This is a genomic window from Pseudoxanthomonas putridarboris, assembly GCF_038321125.1.
Taxonomy (GTDB): domain Bacteria; phylum Pseudomonadota; class Gammaproteobacteria; order Xanthomonadales; family Xanthomonadaceae; genus Pseudoxanthomonas_A; species Pseudoxanthomonas_A putridarboris.
The window spans coordinates 326,372-352,355 of the sequence record NZ_JBBWWT010000001.1; the positions used below are offsets into that span (position 1 = coordinate 326,372).

Below are 25,984 nucleotides of genomic sequence, written 5' to 3' on the forward strand. Positions count from 1 at the left end.
ATGCGGGCATCATTGAGAGATGCCCGCATGGCAAACAGGCGTTTAGAACGTCATCTCGAAGTTGATGACATAGGTTCTCAGCCTCGGATCACCGAACGTGCTGTATCCGCCGTATGGGTTGCTTGACGCAACGATGGGCGGCATCTTGTTGAATACGTTTCTAACTCCAAACGAAACCCAAGATCCGGATAGGAAGCCGCGATCAAAGCTGTACCGATAATTGACATCGGCATACGACTGAGAGGGAATTCGATCACTTCCCTGCCACATCGTCACTTGGTCACGGCTCGATTGTGGGTACGTCGAGGCATAGACATGGTAACTATCGTAGTACTGGGTATTCATCGAAAGAGTGGACTGCCCGATACTCCAGTCAACACCCACATTTCCTCGAACTGGCAGTATTCCATCCATGTATCCGATTCGGTCCACCCAAGGGCTCGACTCCAGCACTCGGGACGATAGCTCGTTCTGCTTGCTGATCACGCCGTAGAAATGCACGCTTCCGAACTTACCGAAGTCCCTGTCAATGTCGACCTGGAAATCGATCGCATCAACGTTGCTTCGTGCAACATTCACACTACTGGCATCAATTCGATTGATGACGCCCGCCCATCCAGCAGGATCACCTGGAAGGTTGGCTCCACGACCGACACGATCAGGAAAAGCAGCTTCCAGGTCTACGATCTGCTGAGGAGTCAAGGTAGCAATCTCGTCCTTTTTCCGAATTCGGATGTAGTCCACCGACAATCGGAGCCATTCGGCATAGCTTGGCGTGTAGATCAAACCGAGGGAGATGCTCTGGGAGGTTTCGGGCTTGAGCGAGTCATCTCCACCACCGCGAACGTTCTCAACTCCGGAATATAGCGTCCGCACTCCGTCGCGCATTGGATCGATGAGGTACACAGAGTACTGAGACGAGGATTTTCCCAACTGAGAGATGGAGGGAGGCAGGAATCCCGTGCCAAAGCTGCCCCGGAACGTCAGATCTTCAATTGGCGCGTACCTCAAGCCGACTGTGTAGTCGGTCGATGACACTCCATTCGTTACATAACGGTACGCGGGGATCTCCCCTGTGATCGGGTCAAAGGGAAGATTGGTTCCGATGGGTATGGCCGTCGTTGCATAGCGATCATGGCGTACAGACACTTGACCATCCAGCTTCGACACAAATGGGATGCCTTGTGAACTAGACACCATTGGAACAAACGCCTCTACATAGGCAGAGTCCACCTCCTGACCACGCGCAGGGTAGAAGACCGTCCTAGACCGCGCACTGCTCGCCCAGTCCTTGCGCGTCGCGAGCGACGCCGTCAGGCTTGCTGAACCCGCAGCGTAACTGGCGATTGGGCCTCCCACTCGCACAACATACTCTTTCGTGCTTCCCTTGGATGGCCCGTAAGCACTGAGATTCTCCACCTCAAATGCTGACAGGTCGATGGGATACATTGTGGTATCCCTGAACACATCGATCGCTCCGCTCCTTATTTCCGCTTGCACGGCCGTTGAGTCGTATGCAATCGACGTCCGAGTGTTCTTGTTCTCAGAGCTGTTCCTATTTGCCTCCACTGAAACTGCCCAGCCACCAGGAAGCTTGTAAACAAACCCTGCATTGACACGATCCGTGTCCGAGAAGTACTCGGACTCAGAAGACACTCCGGCGGTGAAGTTGACGCTAACGACGTTGTTGAATGGGTTTCCAGCGTCGGTCGGAAGCAAAGTGACGCTATACGCATCCGTGGAGTACCCCATTGAGGTTCGATTTCGTGTTTTTCCGAACTCTACGAATGCCCTGAGGTTGTCTGTGAATTCTCGCGTTATTGAGCCCATGAACGACGATGTCGTTGGAGATGAGATTAGACTGTTTGCCTTTCCTGGGATCGATTCTGGGATGGAGAAGTCGAAGGTTCCCGCTCCCGATACGAGCCCAGCGCCACCGTCTGTTTGATATCCGCCATAGCCAATAGGAACTGAGCCGATCCCGCTCCCGAGACTCGTTCCATTGCGAAGAGTCAGAATAGTTCCGGGATTGGCAGAGAAGTTTGCGCGGTTTCCCCGCATCATGTTTGCACGAGTCAATGCGCTGTCGCCGAGATTGCTAAGCAAAAGTTCTCGGCTTCGCTCGAGAAATGGGCGATCCCTAGCCAAGAGCTCGTTGGATTCGGAGTAGCTTCCCGACAGAAGGAGCTGTGTTCTTCCTTCTTCCAGCGAGAACCCTTTGGTGAAACTAGCCTTCTGGCGCGCACTATCGGTGTCGAAGGAGTTGTCATAGGTGAACCTGACAGACCCATCCTTGTATTCGCTCTTTAGGATGACGTTAATCACGCCCGCAGTGGCGCTGCCGCCATAGATGCCCGACGCTGTGGCGGGGAGCACTTCGACCCTCTCCACCATAGCGATAGGTATGCCGTTCAGATCAGGCTGATCCATACGGCTGCCCGAAAGCTGAGCAACGCCAGCCATGCGGCGACCGTTGATTAGTATCAGTGTCTGATTGGCACCAAGTCCTCGGAGGTTGAACTCACTTCTGTTGCCCCGACTATTGGTTGTCACATCCTGCGCTGCCGTACCCATCGTCTGGGACATGGGAAGCCGCCGCGACAGGAACTCCTCCAGATTTCCCGACATAGATGTCTCTATCTCCTCTTTCGAGAAGACGACGTATGGCTGGATGTCATCCTTTGTTCGCTCGATGTCGGCATTGAATGAACGCTTGCCATTCACCAGCACCTCGGCAAGAGAGGTCACATGACCACTCTCCGCCCCCCCTTCCGGTTGGTTGCGCGCCTCTTTCTGTCGACTCTTGTCAGGGGCCTTGGCCGGTGCGTCCTTTAGAACGTATGTCCGCTCATTGACGCGCTCATATACCAGGCCAGCAGCCGATAACAGCTGCCTCAATGCATCTGAAGGAACAAGCGCACCTTTGACCGCGACAGACTTCTTGCCCGCAATCAGCTCTTGGCGATACATGGCTTGAATGCCACTTTGGGTACTGAATCGCTCCAGCGCAACTGCCAGATCGCCTGCAGGAATATCGAAACGAACCGATGCTTCGCGCACGGCTTCTGGATTCGCAGCCTCCACCATGATCGGCAAGCATGCCGCTATCGCCACAGCGAGCGCGACAGCCCTGTACGAAGTGGATCTAGCAACCTTCAGCTTCGTCTTGCGTTGATGCATACAACCATTCTCCCCGGTAGGTGGCGGGCACAGCGCCCAATGTCTCCCCAGAGAAGGTTGATGACACCTTTGTCAAACCCCCTACCTAAGAATCATTACAGGATCATTTCGGCATGAGGATAATTTCCCCTGCGCGCCTCTCGATCCGCACCGGCAGTATCATGCTGGCAGCATCAGCGATCGAATCGGCATCGCCAGCACGAAAGTTTCCACCGAACTGCACGTCTGCCAGGCGGGGATCGCCCAGGCGGAGCTTCTTCGGTGAATACCTATTCGATTCCACGATTACTTCGGCAAGTGGCGTACCCCGAAAACGCAGCCAACCATCAAGCCAACCTGTGGCCTGCTCCGGATCGATCGATGCGATTGAGAGCCCATTCCGAGCGGATAACACAGCCCGCTCGTTAGGCTTTAAGACATGGCGTTCGTCGCGCTGTGCTACTGCAACGCTGCCCTCAAGAAGCGTGACTATGGTGCTTCCAGCGTCACGCCGCACCTGGAAGCTGGTACCCAGAGCAGTCACTGATGCACCATCCACGCTGACCACAAAGGGCTTTTCTGGATCCTTTGCGACGTCAAACTGCGCCTCGCCGCGCACCAGTTCAATACTTCTCTCATCACCGGAATAGACCACTGACACAGCCGAGTCTGTGTTGAGCACGATTTCGGTGCCGTCAGGCATGACCTCTGTCCGTCGCTCACCAAGCTCGGTTGCCAGCGTGATGGGAAGCGTGGCTCGCTGGATGTTCAACACTATGTAGCCCGCGCCGACGAGCATCACCAGTGTCGCCGCGACAGCCAGAAAGCGCTGCGGGCGAAACCATCGGTGTCGGCGCACGGCGGCCAGATCCCTTGATCTCAATGCTTGGAGCTCAGGATCGTTGGCCTGATCACCACTACGGTCCCAGATCCGCTGAAAGTCAGCGTAAGCCTCAGCGTGCAGGGGATCTTCTTCCAGCCATTGTTCACGTTCCCTGCGATCTGCTGGGGTCGCGCCACGGCGCTTGGTGAAGTACTCAGCAGCTTGCTGGGCAACGCGGTCAGAATGCTTGTCCATGTCATTCATCTCAGAAATCTCGATCGCCAACGGCCGCACGGCATGCCAGCAATGCTTTGGTGATGTGCTTTTCAACCATCTTCACGGAAATGCCCATCTCTTCGGCAATTTGCGGGTAGCTCATGCCATCAAACCGACTGAGCATGAACGCGAGGCGGCATTTTGGCGGCAGTTGGGTGATTGTTCGTTTGAGAAGCGTGTCGATGGCTTGCCGCGCATCGATGGTCACTTCGACAGGCGGGTCTGGCGCGCGCAGCGGGCCCGTGTCTTCCAGCGAGTAATGGGAATCCGCGCGGTGCCGCTGCCGGGTTCGGTGGTGCTCCAGGAGTAGATTGTTGGCAATGCGAAACAGCATCAGCCGATGGTCATCAATCCTACCTGAGTCGCGATACTTCATCATGCGCGACAAAGCTTCCTGGGTAAGATCTGCGGCTGCGTCCTGATCCCCGAGGCGTTTACGCAGATACTGCATCACCTCGTTGCGGTGCAGAGCCAAAGCGGCGTCGAAGGCATCCCGTTGACCTTCGGAACCTGGCGCGTTGCATTGATTGTCGGGCGTCGGCTCGGAGGGGGTGCTCATTCGCTTCTCGCTTCGCCTGCCAAGCGGCGAACTGCCAGCCTCTCCAATGAAGTCCAGCACGCGACACAAGGCTGCAACCTCAGCATCCACCAGCCATGCCCTCGCCTGCAAGTGAGCAGCATGAGAACGGAATGTCTCGCTGGGTGATCAACACGGTCATTGGCTCCTGAGGCTGGCTGGGCACAGCACCAATGTGGCGCTACCAGCAAGAGTGATGGCAACCGGCAGCATCCCCCTACCTTCGGCGGACCATTTGATAGCTGTCTATCCAGAAGTCGCGGCACGGGCGAGGCGCCAGCCTATTCATGCGCTCGCTTTGGGGTCAACCCTATGGCCTCTTCTCCAAGCTTCCATCCAGGAACCCCAAGGTGACCGGATTACGGTGCGTTGCTCGCCCTGCTAAGACACAGCTGCTGCCTTATGGGGCGCCGATGTTCCAAATTGCGGGTGTCCGCGTTGGGTCGAAAGTGGTCATCCCTACCCCCGATAGCGCAACGGGCTCAGGTGCGAGAACGGCGGCTGGCCCCCCTCCCCATTCATGGCTGCTACCGGCCAGGAGCGGTCGCCCTCGCGCTTTTTACGCTCGAAACTCTCTACGACACACGGCTGCGATATCAGACGTCTCGCCGAAGCGTTCCAGCGCAGCGTCACCCTCGATGGCCTTTACCATGTCAGCGTTCTCACGGACGGCAGCAGTCTAACGCTGACCTCTACCAGCACCATCACGAACTCCAAAGGCCTTAAGAACAAAGCCGCGCCAAGCGCGCTCCGTAAGTAGTCGGCGAAGAGTTAGTAAACGCCCCGCATCAGTGGCGGTGTAGCGGAGTCTGTCAGACGGATCGCGTGCGACAGCGAGCAGCGTCCGGGCCGCCTCTTCAGGCGATGCCGCGGCCTGCAGCCCCTTCTCCATGGCGTGGAGCACCTGGCCCGCGGCCGGCTGGTAGCTCTCGCCCGCCACCCACGGATGGCTGAACGAGGACTTCATTCCACCGGGCTCGAACAGCTTTACCCTGATGCCCAATGGCTTGAGCTCGAAGTGCAGGGACTCGGTCAATCCTTCGATGGCAAACTTGCTGGCGCAGTACGGGCTCAGGTAGGGCAGGCCCACGCGCCCCGCCGCCGAAGAAACATTGATGATGAGGCCCGCGCCTCTTCTTCGCATGCGTCGCGTGGCTTCCTGGCAAACCGCCGCGACGCCCACGAGGTTGACCTCGAGCTGCGCGCGGAATCGATCCAGTGGAATGTCCTCCAGTGCACCGCCCAGGCCCACGCCCGCGTTGTTGACCACCACATCGACTCCACCAAACCGCAGCTCCGCCAGGTCGAACGCCTCACCCACCGAGGCTGCGTCCGCCACATCCAGGCGACACCGAACAAGAGAATCCGACACGCCCCCCGGAAGTACCGCGGCGGCATCCCGCGCGGTAGCCACCACTTTCCACCCGTCCTCCAGAAAGCCTCGGGCAGCGGCGGCTCCGAGCCCGCTGGATGTTCCGGTCAGCAGTACCGTCCGCCCCCCGGGCGATTCGAAACGAGGTACGGGGGTCTTGCCGGCTGACTTCTCATCGGTACCGTGTCGCATGCCCTGTCTCCAGTCGGTGGAATGAATCTGATCGTGGATGTTTCCGGCCAGCAGTCCGGATATTGTGGAACGCATGTTCCATATTAAGGCGCGGAGCCGCGGCACCCGCCTATTGATGCTCTAACGTGCCGCTAGCTGATCCGTGGCGAAGCGCGCCATCTTCCGGATCTCCTTGACGCTTGCCCCCCCGCGCGCGGCAACCTGGATGCCTGCCATGGTCATCAGCACATGGCGCGCCGCCTGCTCCGCATCCAACGTGGCTGCCACCTCGCTGCGGGCTTGACCGTCACGCAGCCGGGCAAGCACCCGGCGCGCGAGCATGCGACCGGTTTTTTCCCTCAGGCGGGCAAGGTCGGCATCGGCCGCACCGAACTCGCAAACCGACCCGACTCCCATGCATCCCAGTGCCCTTACCTCATCGTCGGGTGCCGCGAGTCCTGCGAGAAGATCATGGATTCCCTCTAGCGGAGACGCTGGCGCATCCAGCCTCGCCAAATGTGCCGATGTGGTGGCATGTTGATAGGCCCTGAGGGCCTCCAGGTACAGCTGTCGCTTGTCGCCGAATGCGTTGTAGAGACTCTGTCGACCGATTCCCATGGCGCTCACGAGATCTTCCATCGACGTGGCAGCGAAGCCCTTGGCCCAGAACACCTTCATCGCACCCTGAAGAGCGAGTTCTCGGTCAAATTCCCTCGGTCTACCAGCTGCTTTCATGTTCACGGTATATACCGCCCCAAGCTCGTCAAAGGCGAATCTACCAATTTATTGACTAATCAGTCAACATGAACGACAAGGACGAGAAGCAGTCCGATGCCGACCTGCGTCAGCCTGCTCCGACTTCGGGCGTCCAGGTGCTAGCAAGATTGAACCGGCATTTGGCCTTACCTGCGTAGCCTCTCGACAACGGTGTAATCTGAGGGAACTCGGGAGACGCTTGGGCGCGACTGGGAAACCGGACTAAAGCCCCACCGCTGGAGGAGCTGATACGCTCGGCGGTTTTGAGCCGGAAAGCTACTAAACAAGCGGCTCTGCTTTGGTTCCCCGTCACTCCAAAGAAGCGCAGCCTCCATTAGCGCTCGGGATACACCCGTGCCTCTATATCGCGGTCTTACGTACATACCCCAAAGCCAGAGATAGCTGTGCAAGGTGGCGTCGAATCGTCGCGTGATTGCCAGTAATCCAACGATGGCCGCATGATGCTCTACGCCCCAGTAGATCCTTGCAGGGTCTGCGGGGAAGATGGCGGCGCTTGGATTCTCATTACTCAGCCCTTCCAGCTCGCTTTTCACATCAATTGTTACGGAATCAGGCTCTTCCTTAGCCTGCCGTCTTCGAAGATTGATATAGAGCCTGGCATCGGCCGGCGTCAGAACTCGGGCGATCATCGTGGCAACCAATGGGGAATAACGAAGGCAATACTTGCCCACATTCCCCGCCCACTTTTGGAGCAGGCGGGGAACATGCTTACTAGGTCCTGTCTTGCAGGACTATCTCTTATCCTCAGGCAGCGAGATAAACTGCGACGCGCGCTCGGATGGCAAATACCTCTTGGCCAACGCATTAATATCAGCCACGGAGATGGATTCGAAATCCGCCTCGCGACTGCGATGCCACGCCAATCTGTCGGGCTCTTGGCTCGTTTGCGCGATCACTGTAAGCCAGTAAGCATTGACCCGATTCGAATCTCGCACATGCGCAATAAGCGGCCCCTTGATTCGATTTAGCTCGTCCGGTGTTACCCCGTTGGTCACCAGATCTTCGGCAACTTCCATGATTGCCTTCGAGACCGCTTCGGCCTGGGCAGGTGCAACGCTCGCATTGGCCACGATGAAACCATAGCCAGTGAAAGTATCGGACAACTGGTCCTGAACATTGGGACTGTAGGCCTGACCCAGTTGCTCTCGAAGCTTCAGGCGGAGGCGATCGGAGAAGATCCCGGCCAAGACGCGGATCCGTCGTGCCACTTGGATATCCGATTGGTCAGTTGTCGGCCAACGAACGTCTACTAGCCCACGCTCGATCTCCGTGAGTACCCGATACTCTTTCCGAATCGGAGAACTCGGGTAAGCGACTTTCCGTTCTTCCGTGTAAGCCGGACGCGTCGCACGGGATGGCAGCGTCGCAAAAGTCTGGGCTACCGCCGCAATGGTTTTCTCGACATCCAGATCGCCCACCATGGCGATCTCAATCGGGCCATGAGCCAACTCGGGATCCAGCCACTGGTGGAGTTCCTCATAAGTCCGGCCCAGCACAACATCCTGGTTCTCAGGCATCCCAAAGCGCGAGTCTCCATTGGCCATCAGACGCGGAATCTCCATTCCCTGAGGGCCATTGATTGAATGTGTTGCCTGTTCATAGCCCTGCTTCACCGCCCGTCTGAAATTGCTCAAAGGCTCCGGCCGGAACGCCGGATCAGTGATGAATGCCCTGGCAACCTGGAGTTGGAGGAGAAGGTCATCGGGCGTTGTCGCTCCCCCCATGGCAAACGCGTCGGAAGCCACGCCAAATCCATAACTTACGTTCTTCCCTGCGAGCAATGTATTGAGCTCGTCCACATCGTGCTTTCCTAGACCACCAGCAGTAAAGGTACTACTAGCCAGCAATGGCAAACCGGGCTTGTCCCGCGGAGCGCTCAACAGCCCACCGCCAATGCGAATACTTGTCAGGATACGACCGGATTCGAAATTGGTCGGCTTGAGGTTCAACCTGACGCCATTCTTGAATTCCACAATAGTCACGTCCAGGTCCTCGACGTGGCGACGTAGGGCGACCTCACCTGCTTGTCCCGTTACTGCGTAGGCGAATTCTCGCCCAACCTTCTTGTCTGTCCGTTGTACAGGAACGGACGCGCCCTCGTTGAACGCCGCCAGCACCTCGGTATCTGAAGCCTTGATGTCGCCGGCGACAAAGATGCGCGGACTACCGTTCGCAAGCCATATTTTGCGCAGCGCCTCCTGGCATTGCTCGGGCGTGAACTTCGGCAGCACCTCGGTCCACTTGGCAAGATCGGATTCGGGAGAGTTGAAAACCTGTTCATCCATGATGGCGCGAAGCGCAACTGCCGCCAACCGGCCGGAGTTTCGTGCATCTGCTCGACGTGCGGCTTGGCCAATTTCATTCAGCAGACCAGCCACGACTTCGCTCAACTCCTCTTGGCTGAATCCCTGTTCGATAGCTGAACGTACTTCCCGTTCAACGGCAGAGACGCAGGGACGCCACTGCTCTTTGTCCCGGCATACCGCATCTGCGCCAACACTTCTGGCAAACCCAAACGAGTCGGAGACTCTCATCTGGGCCCCAACGATGGGCGCATCCGCCTTGCGAGATTGGATACCAAAGCGGCGATTCACCATGGCGATGGCAAGGTTGACGGGCATTTCCTCGATTCGCTGCGCCCACGTATCTGGTTTACGCTCGTATGGCGCAACACTTCCGATGCTGACGGTAACAGCGCTTGCTTCGGGCTCGTGATAGAACTTGGCTTGAGGCTGATCCAGCGCAGTGAGTTGCCCCCGGTCGGGCCGTGGACGACCGGCACTCCGTGGCTCCAACCGGGAGAACCGCTCCACAATCTTCCGCTCAACAGCTCTTGGATCGAAGTCGCCAACCGCAATAATCACGATGTTATCGGGCCTGTACCAGGAGTCGTAGTACTCTTTCAGCTGGGCGCGCGTGGCCCCGCGAATAACCTCTTGCTGACCAATTGGCAATCGACGAACGAACAATGCGTTTGGTGCAGCGAACTCGCTGCTTGCCAAAGAGCGCCGCGACGCCTGCGAGTCGCTGTCGCGATACTCGCTCAGAATGATCCCGCGTTCTTTTTCAATGGACGCTTGCTCTATTAGCAACCCGTCGGCGAAGTCCCCAAAAAGTGTGAATGCCGTATCGATCGTTTCCGACTTCGTATCTGGCAGCTCCACTTGATAAACAGTTCTATCAAACGCCGTCGTAGCATTTGTGTCACCGCCAAAACTCATTCCGAGACGCTGGAAGTATTCGACCAGACTCCCCGGAGGGAAATGCTTGCTTCCATTGAACGCCAGGTGCTCCACGAAGTGGGCAAGGCCCCTCTGATCCTCGGTCTCTTCCAATGATCCTGCCATCACGCCAAATCGAAGAGACGCGCGCCCCTTTGGAGTGGCGTTCTGCATCACCGCATACCGCAGGCCGTTCTCGAGTCTTCCCCAGCGAACCCCCGGATCGGACTTGATGTCACTGATTTCATGCGCAAACCGGGGCGCGGTGTCGGCTGTTTGGCCCAACGCCGCCGCCCCTGTTTGAAGCAGGAGCAGCACTAGGATGAAAGCTATTCTCTGAAAATGCTGGGTCATGAACCTACTCGGTCTGGATGTTACTTGTGATCTTTCGAGGATGCCGGCGCAGCATCTGACTCCGGCGTGGTCACCGTAGTGGCGTCGGAGTAGCTGGCAGGAAGATTAGGGGCGATCGCCTGTACTCGATAGTTGTAGGTAGATCCTGGATTGAGATCGCTATCGGTAAAGGTCTTTGTCTTGCTTGTGCCCACGACCTTGAAGAACATGCAGCGTTCGCGTTCACCTTCACATCGGTCGATGCTGTAGTGCTTGACGCCTGCTTCCCTAGCGATGTCCCAGGCCAGCGTGACTTCGGTGCTGGACACCGAGGTGATTCTCACGTCCTTGGGCGTTGTAAGCGTCATCGGATCAGCACTTGCTGCAGCCCCTGAGTTTGCACCGCTGGACTGCGCGAGGACGGCAATCGACGGGACAGCGGCGATCGCAATAAGCGCACTAACTGCCAATGCCTTAGCTTTCATTTGGAGCCTCCTGTAGGTTGTTATTGCTGGACTTGATGGGATGCGATTTGCAAGGCGATTCCGAATGGGTGATGAGCGCGATCCGGCCTTTCGCAAGTGAGATCGCAGTAACGCCTGTGGACCGTTTAATCGATCCATCGACGACCCATTCCTGGAGTGATGAAATCAGTTCATCCAGCCACGCCTGCTCGCCCTGGAACGGAACATCCTGGGTATCAAACAGTGGCTTCAACAATTCCCGGTCCGAAGCCGGCCCGAAGCTCAGACTCCTGACTCCCAACATGTCTGCATACCCTCCGGATCCAACCTCCGCTGTGTTGGTCACGCCGTTCTCCAGTCCCGTGAGATCACGCTCGAACATGCCTTTCAACAGGCTGAGCGCCGCCGTCCGTTCTCCCTGCCGGGATAGGTTCCGCGCTGCGCGGACAACATCTTCGCGCTGGAAGGTGCTGCCTTCATCGATCAACGAGCGCAATGCAGTCTGAGCCACGCCGGAGTCGGGATCGATGTCGAGCAGGCTAAGAACAAATTTCGCATAAGTTCGATGCCGTGACGGGCTGCCATCCGGCCGGTAGAACTTCAGTATTGAACTGAAGAATTCCTGCCTTGTTCCAGAGTCAAGGTGAGCCCTTGCATCGGCTGCTATTTCGAGGACCGTGATACTTCTAGTCGATACTGTCTTGTCGGAGAACAGAGACAGAACCGCATTCTGGTAGTCGGTATAAGCTTGCCGGTAGTTCCCAGTGCTTGCGTGGAGCCTGCCGAACAACATGTGTGGATAGGCCGATTCAATGCTGGCTCCCTCGAGTTTGTGTTCCGCCAATGGTAGATATTCTTTGGCTTGTTCCGGTGCCAGTCTTCCCAGTTCCTCGATCCACAGAACGAGCTCCTTCACCCCGCTTGCTCCCTCCTTGATCCGTTGAGCTCGCTCGCTTACATCCTGCAACAACGTCTGCTCCCGGACATGGGCCTTCGCCAACGCCACGTAAAGCGGCCAATGAATATCCATCGAAGCCGGATCCACCATGTTTAGGATCGCTTCCAGTTCACGGGCCGGAAGCCCGTTCTCTGCAAGGTGCTCCACGACGGTGGCATCGCCCAACTTCATGCCGAAAAGCCACGGGAACTCGAACTGGACCCAGTGCTCGCCCATGCTGAATTCCGCGGATGGGGGCAGGCTGCGGTCCCAGATCAGCGATCGTCGGGTAAGTTCCCGTAACGCTATTACTGCGTCTTCCACCTGGCCGCCATTTCCCACAGACAGCAGATTTTCAATGGCACGCTTGAGCGTCCTGTTGTCCGAAAGCCTAAGCAATCGTTCGCGCTGTTCTTCTGCCATCTCCGTGGAGTCACTGGACGGCAACGGACACATTGGTGCAGGTGAAAGACTCTCGGCATGAGCGACGTGGTCTTGCGAGCTCGACTCGACCGGCTTCTGGACTCGCGGCTGCTTCTGGCGAATCGAGGCTTGCAACGTTGCGGCACCAGCTCGTGGATCGAGCGAGCGCAGTACCTGCTGCAACGCGGCGCTAGCCTCGGATGATCCTTCTCGGCGATCGATCCCGGCAGCCAAGGCAATGACGGCTTCACTGTTCTTCGGGTAGATCCACGCAGCCTGTTCGCGCAGGTAATCCTCCATTGCATTCCGGCCAAGCCCGGCGGCGTCGCCCTTGTATAGCGATAGTGCACGCTCCAGCACGAGCGGCAGGGCGTCGTGTTCGCGTCCTTGGTCGATTAATGCATTGGCTTTAAGGATGCCGGGATAAGCCTGGCCTGGAAATGTCTTGACCAAGTAGTCATCCCAGCTGGCCAGCAACGTGAAGTTCGCCGATCCGATGCCATCGCCAAGCCTCGCCTGTGACAGCGCAGCCAGCGCGGCACCGGCATTGGCGGGCTTCTCTACGATGGTACGTCCCAGTCCCTCTTTGAAGACCGTGTCCAGACGCGCCGCGTCTGCGGAACCCAGCGGACGACTCAACGTAGCCCGAAGGGTTACAACGACATTGTTCCAATTGACCAAACCGCGCTGATCGACCTTGAGCTGCCGTTGCAGCGCTTCGAGCTGTTGATCCTGGCTCATCCGGCTGGCCAGATACATGGCGTCCATCTGTGTCTGCGGAAGACCGGATGACGCAATGATGCCCCTGACCTGCGATTCGCTCAGCAATTGCCGGCCGATTATCTTTTCCATGTCAAGAAGGATCGATGAACCGGACTGCCAGTTGAAATTTGAATACAGGAGATCCCTCGCATACTCCGGATGCGCTTGGATGGCGTCGGACACGAAACGCACGAACTGGCGATATTGATTCCCGTCCAGGCGCGCCCGCGCTTCCAGCACGATCTCGGGCGTCGATCGGATCAGGCCACGGGACCCCTCGTCTATCACCGAAGGCGGTGCCATCGCCAGGAACCACTGTTGGTACAGTGGCAGCAATTGGCTTTGGTCGGCTCGCATCATCGCCCTTGCGATCCGCTGCGAGTAAGAACCCTCTGCATTCCGTGCAGGACCGTCAGCATCGCTCGATGATCTGGACAATCCCCATGCCCGTCGCTCCCCGGAGATTGACGCCTGCAGGGACGAATCGTTCTGGAAGGTGTCGAGCAGCTTTTGCTCAATCCTGTCTACCAGCACATAGTTGCCCGTCCGGAGCCCCAGCGACCGCGCAAACCGCGAAGTTGCGTTCAGTCTGGGAAAGTGGGCCACGGAAAGATCGGTTCTCCCTCCATCCGCCACGGCGTCGCTCAACGCACTTTCGAAAGCCTGCTCGGCTTCCTGAAAACTGGACTGTGTGTCGATAGGACGTGTGGCAATCACGCTGGCCAGGAGTGGCCGATACTGCGAGAAGTAGCTACCGGTTGTGGTTGCAATCAAGCTGGCGACGTCGCTGCCTGCCGGAGAGTCGGCTTTGGGGGGTTGCGCCTTGAGCAGCATCAATGCCGCCTTCAGGTACTGCGCGTGCGCGTCTTCGAGCCTGCCTTGGCCCTGTATGGCCTCGGCCAGCTTGGCCAGAGTCGAAAGGTTGCCCGTGTCGCTGATTAGGGCCCTCTCGTACTGAGCCGCCGCTTCACGTGAAAACCCTTCAGCGGCGAACATGTCCCCAATGTCTGCGGCAGCTGATTCACCATCCTGCTCGGCCACCAGGCCGAACGCGCGCTCCGCACCGACCGCGTCACCGCTTTGCAAGAGCGCCCGCCCGGTCTGCAGATAGACGTCTGGCGGCAACTCATCGGCCAGCGCAATGAGACGTCGGCTGTAGCGCACGCTGCGTGAGAGTTCGCCCTGCGAGTTTTCGGGTACTTCTGTCGTTCCTGCCGCACCCATCAACTCGCGCAGCAAGACCGAACGACGCTCGCCAGCGTACGGCAGGCTGTTCTCCATAGCGCGGAAATACTGCTCGGTATCGCGAGCCTCCTGGGCAAGCTCGGCAAACAGGTCATACAGATAGAGTTTGTCGCCACGCACGCTCAATCGCTCAAGCACACGCCGCTGCGCCCAGTAGATAATCTCCGGATCCCGTGGCTGCATGTTGAGGATGCCGTCTATCCCGACCATGAAACCGTCATCGTTGACCGCGTACTCGACCAGGTACTGCAGGCCCGCAATAGCTTCTTCTGTGCGGTCGGCCTTCTTCAGGAGATCGGCTAGCAGCAGATAGTTGTCCGTATGATCTGGATTGTCGACCAAGGCGCGTCGATAGGTCTCAATGGCCTGATCGTTCATCTTGGCCAGTACCAATACGCCTGCCTCGAACTCGGCGCTGCCGGCCGGGTTGGACTTCCGAAGCTCATCCAGCCATTTGCGGAGCTCGTTTCCCTGCGGATCGTTTTCAGCAGCGACCGCGCTCTCAACGCGGTTGAGGATAAGGCTCTGCAGGTAATCCGTCCGATTGTCCGGATCCAATACCAACAGTTGGCGATATACATTCTCGAATGCTTTGCCCTGACCAATCGCGCGGTAGACTCGGGCCTGCTCAGCGAGGCTTGCGATCTGCTCGGTCCTGGAGGTCGGCTTACGCCCGAAATACTCCAGTATGGTTTCGACGGCAGCGGCCGAATCCTCTGCCTCGGTATAGATACGGATCAACAGCGTCACGTCCTTCCAGCTTGCCTTGCCGCTGGCCAGCCGGCTTTCCAGATCCACGACCAGATCTCCCAGCGAGCCGGTTTCAGCCGACAAGGCAAGGATCCTGTCCTCGATGATGCGGCGGGAACTCGCAGACGCCGCTTGGTCCCACATGGCCTTCCACAGCGTCAGCGCCTTGTCCCGCAAACCGCTGCTGTCGTAGAGCCATGCCAGCCTGATCTTCTCATCGTCACCCAGGCCGCCCGGCAGGCGCACATCAAGAGCTTCGAGTACGGAAATGGCGCGCTTGGGCTGCTTGATACGTTCAAACGAGTAGGCCAGTTCTATCCGACGCTTGTCGTCAGCCGTGAGTGCCTTGTCCAGATCATCCAGCGCGCTCCCTGCTTCGTCACTGTCCCCCTTGGCGCGATACATCTCGAACTGGAACATGCGCGCATCCGTCCTGTAGGCCGGATTGATCCGAATGCTCTTGTCGGCCGCGGCACTCGCCAGGTCAAAAAGGCCGAACCGGCCCATGATTCGCGCCGCTGCGAGGAGCTTCGCTGGATCGGTGGTACTCACGATGAGCTCGTTCCACACTTCGCGGACGGCGGCCAATTCATGCTTTTCCAGAAGATATTGGCTTAGCCCCTCTGGCCAGATCAGCTCCCCTGGTTCGGCACGGATCAACCTGCGGTATTCGGCCACCATTTCATCCTCTCGGCCGGCATCGGCATACAGCCGGAGAAGCTGGCGCCGCGATTCGGCCGACGCGGTGCCTTCGCGAGTGTCCTTGAAGGAAACGATGGCCTCGTCAAAGCGTCCCAGTCTTCTCAAAAGCCCGGTCCGCAGCAGTTGCTCGTCTTCGCTCAACCAGGGCTTGGCGCTGAGTCTGTCCAACAACTGCGCCTGGGATCGGTCGAGTTCGTAGGCCTCGTCAAGCAGGCTGATGGCGTATTTCCTATCCCCTTTTGTCGCCGCAAGTTCGACCGCCTTCCAGGAATTTTCCTGCGCGACCTTCGCCTGTCCCGTATTGATGGCCCACTGCGACAGCTGCACGCGCTGCCTATATCCCAGCAAGGCGGAGGGTGTTTTTCCGAGCAGCCCGACCGCCTCGGATTCATGTCCCAGGATGGACATCAGGACGGCCCACTGCCTCTTCGAACCGGGCCCGTCACGCCCGGCCAACTCGGCGAGGGCCTGTATGTTCTTCTGGTTGGACTCAAGCAGTGTCAGGCGCAGTTGCAGCGCCGATTTGCGATCCGTATCGCCGGTCAGACGGAGGGCCTTTCCGTACCATTCCTTGGCCTGCTCGGGCTGCGAATCCGCCTCTAACAGCTCGGCCTGCGCCTGCGCGAGGTCGGCTGTCACGCCCCCTCTGAGCGCATCAGCGATCGTGGCTTTGGCCTTGGCCATATCGCCGGCCTGCCACTGGCTATGGCTAAGTGCGATGGCGCGTGCGCCGGTGGCTTGGCACCACGCTGCACCGCTCGGGGACAACGTGATCGCCAGTGCCAGCGCAAGGCCAGAGAGCCAGTTGAAACGGTTCATTGCGCAGTTCCCGGCAAGCGACGGTAGATGATTTCCGACAGGTAGAAGATCAAGGCCAACAAGGCCAGGGGCCACCAGAGCGTGTTGGCGCGCAAGGCCCCTTGTCCTGCTTGGGCAGTGGCGACCTGACCGGACGTGGCAGCACTGAGTTGCTCCAGATCCAGGCCAAGCGCTGGATCCACCTGTGCTTCGTCCGCGAGCTCATCCGAGGGATTGGAGACCAGCAAATTTCCAGAACCGAGCGTGGCGCCCTGCCCGTCGACGCTTCGGGTGCTCAACCTGATTTCCTCCGTGGGCAGGGCCACGACCGTGGCTTCGAAGTAGTCGGGTGCGAGCTGTGCGAACCGAGCCTCTGCTTGGTTGCGCTTGCCCGAGGGCAAGATGGTGGCGATCGGGTAGGCATCGCTTGCTCCTGCATAGCGCCTCGCCTTGACGATGACCGTGCGTTCGGTCCGCTGGGTGCTGAACATGAAGGACGGAATGTCATTGGCCGTCCGTTCCAGAACGCGCGCCAGCCAACGTCCGTAGCCATCCCATGTGCGCCAAGCTTCGCTGCCTGGCCCTACCGGTTCCGTCATCAGTGCCGTGACGCTGCCCAGGCCATAGCGCCAGGTGGCCAACACGGGCTGCTTGCCGTCGGCCACTTCGACCAGTACTTCGGCCCGTGCACGCGCGCGTGTCTCCACGAAGCCCGAAACCGGCGGAACGCTAGCGGGATCCACTTCACCCCACCAACCACTCCGTCCGCGCGCGGCCACGGCGAAGCTACCTGCCTTGTATTCGGGTAGCTTGGTTGTCGAGGGTTCCTTGAATTGAAGCTGCGGCAGCGCATAGCGATCCGAGGCGGAGTAGAACCGGCCCCTGCCATAGGCGGCGATGTCCATCAGGCTCTGATTGTGGGCCTGTGGCCCAACCAACACCGTCGATACCGCAATCTTGGCCTGGACGATCCGCTGTAACAGCGCTTCGAAGTCCGCGCTTTCTATGCCACCGTCGGTAATGACGAGAATATGCTTGAAGCGCGTTTTTGCATTCTTCAACGCATACAAGGCTTCTTCGATAGCCGGCAGAAGAACTGTTCCGCCACCGGCCTGCATGCGTCCGAGCGCACGATCTATCGAGATCTTGTCTGCGGCGGATTGTAGCGGCAATGCCCATTGCTTATTACCGTAGAACTCCACGATTCCGACTCGGTCCTGCGCAGTGAGTTGCCTGGTAGACAGGCGCGCCACCTGCTTGGCCAGATCCATGCGCTGTCCACGCATCGATCCGGAAGTGTCAATCACCACGGCCAAGGCCGTGCTCGGATCCGTCTTTTCTGACTGTTGCGCAATCTCCACGGGTAGGCTCTTGGCCAAGGGAGTTCCATCAAAACCGCCAGACCCGAAAGAAGCTGACCCTCCCGCGTACAGGAGTCCCAGCCCCTCATCCCGCACCGCCGCGACCAACCGCTCCTGAAACGCGACCGGCAGTTGCTCAGACATGCGGTCATCAATCACGACCAGATCGACCACACCCAACGCGGTTTCTTGGTCGAGCACCCAGCCGCTGCCGTCCTCGATCTCAAATCCCGGGCCCAACAGCCGCGACAACTGCCGCGCCCCACCCCGCGTCCGCTCGCCCAAGTAGAGGACCCGGGTGGGCGGATTGACGGCGATTACCGAACTGATCCGGTTGTTGGCGGGATTGGAATCAGCGGACACCGACCGTACCTCGGCTGTCAGTGACTTGAAGCCAACAGCGCGCGGCTCGATTTCCAACGCGATCTCGCGGCGCCCTTCACTGTCGAACTCTGGCGATTCCGCCAGTTGCTCTCCACCACTTTCCGACAGTCGTACCCGTATTCCCCGCCCGCGACCCACGACTGCAACGACGATCTTGGTCGATTGACCCACCCGCAGGGCAGGCTCGGTGCGCAAGCGCGCAGGATAGAGATCGTCCTCGTCGCGTGGGAGCCGTTCGCTCTCGATGCGGATGCCACGGCCGATCAGCGTCTGAACCGCCGGTCCCCATCGCCTGTCTGTCGATAACCCGTCGGAAACCAGCGTGATGGTCCCGGTACTGCCCAAAGGAATGGCCTGGCCGGCAGCCTCCAAGGCATCGCCCAGCGAAGAGGTGCTGAAGGGATTCGTGATGTGAATAACCTCGGTCACGCCTGAAAAGCGGTTGGCGTCCGACACCGGGAGCGGGACAGCTTTCGGATCATCAATCAGCACAACCGCGGATTTCGTGGCGCTGTCCCGCTTTTCCAGCCATCGGGCGAGCGCCCCTTGGGCGGCGTGGCGACCTGCCTCACCAAGACTCGCGGACTCATCCAGGATAAGCACCTCGTAAGGCGCGTCGTCACGGGTGATGAGAACGGGCCCTGACAAGGCCAGGATGAGCAATGCGAAGACCATGGTCCGCAGCCATCCCTGCCAACGATTGTTGAGTCTGCGCGGATATCTCCAGAGCAGCGGAACGATCAGGAGCAGGATCAGAAATAGTGGGTGAGTGAAGTTCATCGCCGGCGCTGCCTCAAGGAACCATTCCACGACGATGCCAATGCCATTCCGCCGCGATTAGCAGCAGCGCCAGAAACAGAAGCAGGATTGACCATGAGATGTGCCACGCACTCTCCATTTTTCCGTCGACCTCCAGGTCTGCATCAGAGGCCAGAACGTTTGAGGTGAGCACCGGATCCAACAGGGATACCGCCAACGAATTCCTGCCCTTGCCCAGGTTCAACTGACCTGCCTGCTGCGGGGTGAAAGGGACACCAGGCGGCGCAATGTTCCTGCCCAGACCGTCGATAACCGGCTCCCCTTCCGTCGTGCCATCGCTCAACAGCGGCCGCCCCGCCGCAACGATGGCGTAGTTGGCCGGCGCGTGCGTCAACCATCGCAACGTGCTAGCGACGAACAGGGGAAATTCCCGTGACCGGGTGAAGTTGTATCGGGAGCCAAGCAGTTCCTCCCATACCGACACCTTCCACACCGAGCCCACTTGCAACGAGACTTCGACAGGTCGGGCAGCGACGGTAGCAAGTGCCGTGGCGTCTATCTGGCGCAGCCCCAATGCATCCACCGCTTCACCCAGTTGATCGCCCTGGACTGGCGTCGTGATCAGGAAGGCTGACTGCTGTCGGGAGGACGGCACAAACTCCAGGGCCGGCAAGGACTGCCCGAAGGCTTCGCCGGCACTGCGGATAACCACGCTGGCTCCGCTTTCAACGATACGAACGGCTGGATCGGCGCTGAGCACGGGCTCCATCAGCGCGCGCAAGCTCGGTGAAACCTGCACCGGGATAAAGGGTTTGGTGGGAAGGCGAAGGGAGGCGATATTGTCCATGGACAGCGCATCACTTCTGGCCAGCCGTACGCTGATCAGGCCACCATGAGCGGGCATGTCAGGCAGTATCCAGCCCTCCCGCACGGCGACAGGATTGGCCTCAACGGGCCGCCCGTCGATATCAATCTCCAAGTCTGACGCGCTCAGCATTTCCTCTTGATTGGAGCCGACGCGCACGAAGACATCTACTCTGTCCCAAGCACCGGAAGCAGCATCCGCAGTTCCAAGCGCCACGATGCCCTGGTTCTTTTCGCGCGCTTCAAGCGCTTTCGCGCGAACGACCGCAATATTCGCAGGCAGTCCAGCAACCACAGCGGCGCTGACGGGCGCTTGGCCAAACAGAGTGATCCGCGTAGAGCGACTGCGCTGTCCCCTGGCGGCCAACTGGCTGATCACATGGTCCATGTTCGAGGGCGCCGACTCCGGCCCGAGACTGCGCAGCCGGTAGTCCAGCAAAGCCTCATCCTCGCCGGGGGCAAGCAATGTGCTCATGCTTGCTCCGCTCCAGAGGACCTGGCGCCTGTCCGCCGGCAGGGCCGAGACGGCTTTTTTCAGATCGGATACTGCGTCCTTGAAACGACCCTCTCTTGCCATCCCCGCGGAGCCGTCCAGGACGAGCACGTGAAATACTTCCGTCCCCGACCGATTGCCGGTAGGCCCTGCGAGCGCGATCCAGATCAAGGACAGAATCGCCAGTATGAGTAGGTATGCCAGTGGATAACGGAAGCGCTCTCGTAGCTTCCTTGCCGGCGCTTGCTGCGCCGCTTGGCGCCACAGCAACGTGCTGGCCACCACCACCGTTCGGTAGCGGACACGCAATTGCTGCAAGAAATAGAGACTTGCGGCCAGGGCGAGCAAACCACCAAGAACCCAAGGCCAAGAGAAGATGGAAAAGCTCACAGTCGAAGCGCTCCATCGTCGAACAGAAGCGCGAGTTGTTCCACCACGTCACGCTCCACATCGATGCGAAGCAGGTGGCTTCCCAGCGCGCTAGCCAATTGCTCCAGTTCTCCTTGAAAACTTGTATAGGCAGCGCGATATCGCTCCAATATGTCGGGTGATATCGTCAAGTCAAGCAGTTCGCCGGTCTCGCAATCCTCCAATCGCACATCGCCTCCGTATTCCGGATTGGTGTCCGATGCACGTATTAGCTGGACCAGTAGTAGCCGATGACGAAGGCCCTCTAGGGCGGAGCGCAGCGCGGAAAGGCCACGAGGATCGAAGAAATCACTGATCACCACCACCAGACCCGGACGAAGCTTCATATGTCCGATGGTGTCTATCGCACCTATCAGATCGGTCCTGCCGGCACTGCCAACCGCGACAAGATGCGCGAGGCGTTGGGCAATCGCCATCACGCCAGCACGCCCCGAGATGGCCTTGAATAGCACCTGCAACTCTTCCGCGAAGGGAAAGACGCCGGCCGAATCGTGCTGCTCTATTCCAACTGCCGCGAGTGCCAGTGTTATCCGGACCGCCGCCACAATTCGCGGAGGGGATTCAATGAACATACTTTCGGAAACATCGGGCAGCACGTAGAGCGGCAGGTTTTGCTGCTCTTCGAACAGGCGCAGCGAAAGCTTTCCCAGTCTCCTGTAGACGTTCCAGTCGATGGCGCGCAGATCGTCACCGGCGCTGTAAGGCCGATAGTCCTTGAACTCAACACCGCTTCCCAGGTCTTTGGACAAACGCTCACCGTGGCGGCCACCGGCGGCTACCCGTTTCGCAACCAAGCTCAGGGCCGTCAGCGCCGACAGGAAATCGGCGGTAAACAGCTCATCAAAAGTGAGCGTCCGTCCCATCTTCAACCCTGTTCCACTGGCGATCGCACTGTCTTCAGCACTTCCTGCACGATCATTTCGTCGCTGACCTTCGCCGACTGACCCCTGAAATTGATGACCATCCGGTGACGCAGCACCGGCAATGCGACCTCGCGAATATCGGTTGTAGTCACGGCGTAGCGTCCGGCCACCAATGCGCGCACCTTTGCCGCTAGCAGCAGCGCCTGCGCGCCGCGCGGGCTCGAACCCAGGGCAACGTATTCATTGACCAGGGCGGGGGCGTAAGGACTTTTGGCCTGTGTCGCCATGACCAGATGGACGGCGTAAGTCATCGCGTGCGAAGGCACCGGAACGGAACGGGCAATGCGGCGCATGCGCATGATGTCACTGGCATGCACGACCGAATGGATCTGCACCGTTTCATCGCCGGTAGTACGTTCCAGGATGGCGGCGTAGTCCTCCTCATTGGGATAGCCGACAACAACCTTGAACAAAAAGCGATCCAACTGTGCCTCGGGCAGGCTATAGGTGCCTTCCTGCTCCACCGGGTTCTGCGTCGCCAGCACACAGAAAGGCTCTTCCAGCGCGATGGTGCGCTTGCCGACTGTTATCTGTCGTTCCTGCATGGCTTCAAGGAGCGCGGATTGCGTCTTCGGTGTAGCGCGATTGATTTCATCTGCCAATACCAGGTTCGACACGAGCGGTCCTTCCTGGAATCGCAGTTCGTGACCATGCTCGGTCTCCGTCATTACCCAGGTGCCCTGGATGTCTGCGGGCATCATGTCTGGTGTGAACTGGATACGCGAAAACTTTGCCTGGATGGCACTTGCAAGCGTGCGTACCAGCAACGTCTTACCCAGTCCGGGAACTCCTTCCAGAAGGACATGACCACCCGCCAGAAGTGCTGTCAGCACGCTGTCCAACACCACATCCTGCCCCACCATCATCAGGCTGATCTGGCTCTTGATCTTGGCGTATACCGAGCTGAACTCGCTCGCGTCCCGACGCACGGGGTCCGTTGCAGTGCTTGTTGTCATGTCAATTTGTCTCTGGCGAGCGGGAGGTTTCTGGATTGAAGTAGTCTCGAATCATCATCTGCATCCAAGGCAGCAAGGTGGGATGCTCGATGTCGCCTGCCGGTCGCTCGCGCTCGCGTTGCTGCTGCGCTTCGATGGGCGACAAGGCTTCCGTCGAAGGCTTGGTGCTTTCACGGGTGATGGTTGAATTGCCTGGGCTGGGCATGCCGCGGACGCGGTCGGGGATGGGCACTCCAAGGATCATGGAGGGCACGCCTCGGGTCTTCTTTACGCCACCGGCGCCACTGCGGCCATTGGCCCGCACCGAAGCCTCGGGATTGACCGGTACCGTGGTCGACGCATTCCTGTCGACCGCAGCCTTGTTCTCCCGAGGACTGACCGTGCTTACTCCCGAGGATTTCTCTTCCCGCTCGTTCTCGGGCTCCTCGTCGGATGCGTCTGGATCATTACCCAGCGGAGTGCTGACGGTGGCGATCTGCGGGGGCTTGTCCAACGCTGCCGGAGAACTGGATGCAGGCGAGTTGGCACCTTGGGCGCCGGCCTGGGCCACGCCGGATTGACCGGTTCCTTTGGACGGTCCGTTGGGCTTCTTCGGTGGCTGGCTTCCTGGCCTGGCATCTTTGGCCTTCTCAGCCTCAGGAGCAGATGCCGAGGCGGCAGCTTGAGATGCGTTGCCCTCGGAACTGGTGGCGGAGGCGGCGCTGCGTGCTTCCGCCGAGCTAGCCGAATTACCGGAAGCACCCCGTGCGCCTTTCTCCGCGCTGGCGCTGGCCGGAGTGTTGGGCGAGACACGTGCACTGGGAGACTGCCGGGATGTGGGCTTGCGTTCAATTTCGGCCTGGCCGCGCGCGAGCTGCGTGCGTGACTTTTCGTCGGAGGGCCCGGTCGTTTGTGCCGCGATGGTCTCCGTGCTGCGGCTCCGGCCTTGGCCGGGCGCTTCCGTTATGTCCATCCTCGCGGCGAGAATCAAGGCCAAGCAAAGACCGGCGGCGACGGCCACTCCCGCATAACTCACCCACCGCAAGCGCCACCTGTCACCGTATCCGCCCGTGAGCTTGGTCCGCAGCGCAGTTTCCAGGACGGCTTCGGCGTCTTCGACGGCAGCACGTTTGAATCCCGACAAATCGCCGGTGCCGACGAAATCATCCGCAGTGACAATGCGCTCCTGGGTACACAGCTGTGCGTCGAAAAGCGCCAATCGGCTCAGTCGTGAACCCTTGCGCGGCAACCACCATGCCGATGCCAAACGCACTGCGATGTAAAGTCCTGGTCCTGCCAGTAATGAGCACAGAAGAAGAACCAGGCCCGGTTCTTGCGGTCCCAGAACCCCTGCCAAACGAGCCGCGAGGATGACAAGCGGGCCCGCCCCAAGCCATGCCAAGGCATTTTCCGTCGCCTGCCGGAGTTCGCTCCTCAAACACCAGCGCCGCTGCGCGGCGTTCGCCCTAGCGACGAGGATGTCAAGCCTAGATTGCACTTGGCTTTTCATCACCCTCAGCCTTCCAGAAGCACGAGATTGTCAGCGGGAATTTGCGGACGCAGCCTGACCAAGGCTTGGTCTATTTCACTCTTCCAGTCGGCCGCGATCTCTGGCATGCCGCCAGCAGCCGCGCCCCGAATTAGGCCCTGCGCTTTCAGGTAGCGCGAATACGCCCTGGCGTATCTTCCCTGCTGCTCGTAGATCCTCGCCAGATACATGTTCACCATCGTGTTGTGGAGACGATCAGAGTCGTTGTCCAGCGGAACGAACGCCGCCGACAGAAAATGTTTCCAGGCAGCCTCGAGATCCCCTTCCTTGAACAACGCCTCCCCCATCAGGGCATGCAGGCGATAGATGTCTTGGATCGTGATCGCAGTCCGCGAATACTTCATCGCCAACTCACCGGCGCGCACGACCAACGCACGCCGGCCATCCAGTCGAGCGAACGCCCGCAGGGATGGCATGCAGCTCTCCAGTTCCCGCCGCGGCAGGGCCGTATCGGCTATCCATTGCAGTGCCTCGACAAGCTCCTCGTCACTTGCCTTACGGGCGACCTGCACTTGCATAAGCACCTGTGCGGCTTCGGCAGCGCGGCGGTGCTTTGGATATCTCTTGAGGAACTCAATCAGGTTGCGCGGATCACCGCTCGCCTCTGCCGCGAAGTAGTCACGATCGACCTGCGGAAACGGCTTGTCATTGCGCCGGGTAAACGAGATCTGGCCCGCCGACCAATCGACGTCAACGCTGAAGAGCTCCAGCAGGCCCACGCCCGTTCTCCCTATTGTCTTTTCCCCATCCCTGATGCCTTCTTCCGCCAATGATCTAGGGCGCAACGCTATCTCTTGACCAAGTTCCCAAATGGGCAATTCGGACGACCCGCCCAGTCGGAACGAAACTTCTCCGCCAGCGCGACCCAGCCTATGCATGAGCTGGGCATCGACGATCGAGTCGTAGTCAGCCGTACCCAGCAGGACCCTGCCTTCTTCTCCCGCCAGGTTTGCCGCTATCCAGGCTTGTCCATTCACGATCTCCACCTTGCGCGTGAACTGCCCGGAGGGACGGCCGCCTGGCGGCCGCAATTCCAGCATTTCCGATGACACATCCAAGATCAGACGATATTGGCGAAAGAAGCCGAGCCCCAAGCTGCCTTTCAGGGGCTTTTCACCCATTTCCCCCGAATGGAAGCGGGTAAGTCTTCCCTGAGCTTGCTCGCGCGCCGCATTGGATTCGCGCACGATCTGGTCGAATGGAAGAGACTGCTGGATGTCCTGTGCAAGGCGCAGGTTCGTTCCCGTCTTGTCTCCCACCAGAACGTCAAAGGCATCGGAATGGAGGATCAATCCTTCGGGCCGCTCCAATGCAACCTCGAGCATTACCTCCAGCGATTCGCCTTCCGGGTTGGTGATTGACGCTTCCACCAGAACGTGCCCTTGAACCATTTTCAAGGGCACGCCGGCCGCCAACGATTGCCCCGACCAGCCGAAGGCCAGCAGGAAGATGATCACGATTGACCGCCAGTGCTTCATGGATGCCTTTCAGACAGTT

Annotated in this window: 15 protein-coding genes; all 15 read right to left on the reverse strand. The window is 59.1% G+C overall.

What is annotated here, in order from left to right:
* Positions 1 to 42: 42 nt before the first annotated feature.
* The gene (locus tag AAD027_RS01470) at positions 43 to 3,180 is read right to left on the reverse strand and encodes a TonB-dependent receptor (RefSeq protein WP_341724241.1); all 3,138 of its coding nucleotides are present in this window, start codon (positions 3,178 to 3,180) and stop codon (positions 43 to 45) included.
* Between the two features lie 103 nt (positions 3,181 to 3,283).
* On the reverse strand, positions 3,284 to 4,246 hold the full coding sequence (locus AAD027_RS01475; protein ID WP_341724242.1) for a FecR family protein: 963 nt from the start codon (positions 4,244 to 4,246) through the stop codon (positions 3,284 to 3,286).
* A 1-nt stretch (position 4,247) separates the two neighbouring features.
* On the reverse strand, positions 4,248 to 4,817 hold the full coding sequence (locus AAD027_RS01480) for an RNA polymerase sigma factor (protein WP_341724243.1): 570 nt from the start codon (positions 4,815 to 4,817) through the stop codon (positions 4,248 to 4,250).
* A 697-nt stretch (positions 4,818 to 5,514) separates the two neighbouring features.
* Positions 5,515 to 6,474, reverse strand: coding sequence for an SDR family oxidoreductase (locus AAD027_RS01485; RefSeq protein WP_341724244.1), 960 nt, complete (start codon positions 6,472 to 6,474; stop codon positions 5,515 to 5,517).
* 45 nt (positions 6,475 to 6,519) lie between these two features.
* Entirely contained in the window at positions 6,520 to 7,113 is a 594-nt protein-coding gene (locus AAD027_RS01490; RefSeq protein WP_341724245.1) for a TetR/AcrR family transcriptional regulator, read from the reverse strand.
* A gap of 167 nt (positions 7,114 to 7,280) precedes the next feature.
* Entirely contained in the window at positions 7,281 to 7,784 is a 504-nt protein-coding gene (locus AAD027_RS19025; RefSeq protein WP_425605366.1) for a GNAT family N-acetyltransferase, read from the reverse strand.
* A 102-nt stretch (positions 7,785 to 7,886) separates the two neighbouring features.
* Positions 7,887 to 10,730 (reverse strand): M16 family metallopeptidase, encoded by a 2,844-nt coding sequence (locus AAD027_RS01495; protein WP_341724246.1) that lies wholly within the window; start codon positions 10,728 to 10,730, stop codon positions 7,887 to 7,889.
* A 20-nt stretch (positions 10,731 to 10,750) separates the two neighbouring features.
* Positions 10,751 to 11,194 (reverse strand): fibronectin type III domain-containing protein, encoded by a 444-nt coding sequence (locus tag AAD027_RS01500; RefSeq protein ID WP_341724247.1) that lies wholly within the window; start codon positions 11,192 to 11,194, stop codon positions 10,751 to 10,753.
* Positions 11,184 to 16,811, reverse strand: coding sequence for a tetratricopeptide repeat protein (locus AAD027_RS01505; protein ID WP_341724248.1), 5,628 nt, complete (start codon positions 16,809 to 16,811; stop codon positions 11,184 to 11,186). The genes AAD027_RS01500 and AAD027_RS01505 overlap by 11 nt, the downstream gene beginning before the upstream one ends.
* Positions 16,808 to 19,345 carry a VWA domain-containing protein gene (locus AAD027_RS01510; protein ID WP_341724249.1) on the reverse strand — a complete coding sequence of 846 codons (2,538 nt, stop codon included), beginning with the start codon at positions 19,343 to 19,345 and terminating at the stop codon, positions 16,808 to 16,810. Before AAD027_RS01510 ends, AAD027_RS01505 begins: the two co-directional genes overlap by 4 nt.
* Positions 19,329 to 21,041, reverse strand: coding sequence for a BatA domain-containing protein (locus tag AAD027_RS01515; RefSeq protein ID WP_341724250.1), 1,713 nt, complete (start codon positions 21,039 to 21,041; stop codon positions 19,329 to 19,331). The genes AAD027_RS01510 and AAD027_RS01515 overlap by 17 nt, the downstream gene beginning before the upstream one ends.
* Positions 21,038 to 21,943, reverse strand: coding sequence for a DUF58 domain-containing protein (locus tag AAD027_RS01520; protein ID WP_341724251.1), 906 nt, complete (start codon positions 21,941 to 21,943; stop codon positions 21,038 to 21,040). Before AAD027_RS01520 ends, AAD027_RS01515 begins: the two co-directional genes overlap by 4 nt.
* A gap of 2 nt (positions 21,944 to 21,945) precedes the next feature.
* On the reverse strand, positions 21,946 to 22,959 hold the full coding sequence (locus AAD027_RS01525) for an AAA family ATPase (protein ID WP_341724252.1): 1,014 nt from the start codon (positions 22,957 to 22,959) through the stop codon (positions 21,946 to 21,948).
* A 1-nt stretch (position 22,960) separates the two neighbouring features.
* Positions 22,961 to 24,448, reverse strand: a complete 1,488-nt coding sequence (locus AAD027_RS01530; protein ID WP_341724253.1) for a hypothetical protein — start codon at positions 24,446 to 24,448, stop codon at positions 22,961 to 22,963.
* Positions 24,449 to 24,453: 5 nt separating this feature from the next.
* A complete protein-coding gene (locus AAD027_RS01535) occupies positions 24,454 to 25,965 on the reverse strand; it encodes a tetratricopeptide repeat protein (RefSeq protein WP_341724254.1) in 1,512 nt (503 codons plus the stop codon).
* Between the last annotated feature and the right edge of the window lie 19 nt (positions 25,966 to 25,984).